The organism is Paenibacillus terrae (assembly GCF_000943545.1).
Taxonomy (GTDB): Bacteria; Bacillota; Bacilli; order Paenibacillales; family Paenibacillaceae; genus Paenibacillus; species Paenibacillus terrae_A.
Map to the genome: position 1 here is coordinate 1 of NZ_JTHP01000177.1, position 1,098 is coordinate 1,098.

Consider the following 1,098-nt stretch of genomic DNA (forward strand, 5'->3'; position numbering starts at 1 on the left):
GCTGGAGGATTTGTCGAATGCCTATGAGAAGGCTGTACGTGGAGAAGCCATACAGCTCCCGACCAAAACGGACTCCTTCCGGGTCTGGTCGGAGCGGTTGTCAGCCTATGCCGACAGTCCTGAGATGGAAAGTGAACACGTACACTGGGAGCAAGTGAATGAACTGGCGGCATCCGAGTCTTTAAGACTTACAGAATTGCTGGATTCTAAAAAACCATTGACCATAAATAACACGGCTACTTTGAGCTTGAAATTCACGAAAGAAGAGACTGATCAACTGCTTAAACAGGCCCATCGTGCGTACAACACAGAAGTGAACGATCTGTTGCTGACGGCGCTCGGCATGACGTTAAGTACTTGGACTGGCAGTGAGCAGGTTGCAATTCTTCTGGAAGGCCATGGCCGGGAAGATATCATGAAGGATACGGATATAACACGAACGGTCGGCTGGTTCACGAGCCAGTACCCGATACTGCTGCGGATTAACGGGGAAGATCATATCTCCAGGAACATCAAACGGATGAAGGAGATGCTACGCGGCATCCCGCATAAAGGGATAGGATATGGTATCTGGAGATATCTCAGCCAGAACGGACCGTCTGGGGCGACATACGCCGAGCCACAGATCAGCTTTAATTATTTGGGCGAATTTGATCAGACGCTACGGCACAGCGAAACGCACATGTCCCCGTACTCCAGTGGAGCAGATGTTAACGAACAGACTAGAATGCCGTGCTCCCTGGATGTAGGGGGCATTGTAACAGATGAAATGCTTGAGCTGGATATTCGTTATAACACAAAAGTGTTACAGGGAGATAATGTAATAAAACTGGCCAGGGAGCTCAAGCAGAACGTGCTGGAAGTGATCCGCCACTGTGTATCACGGGGGCGTTCTGAATTGACGCCGAGTGATGTGCTGCTTCCGGGTTTAAGCCTGGAAGCACTCGACCGGATGGTGGAGCAGATTCAGCCTGACGAAGAGCTTGAGAATATGTACCCCATGACGCCGATGCAAAAAGGCATGCTGTTCCACAACATGCTGGATTCCCGGTCGAGCGCGTATGTGGAGCAGTCCACCTTTGAACTGAAGGGAACGCT

At 50.6% G+C, this 1,098-nt stretch carries 1 protein-coding gene; it reads left to right on the forward strand.

Features of this window, described 5'->3' with window-relative positions:
- Window positions 1-1,098: condensation domain-containing protein (locus QD47_RS29495; protein ID WP_044649474.1), on the forward strand; the 1,098-nt coding region annotated here is incomplete at both ends.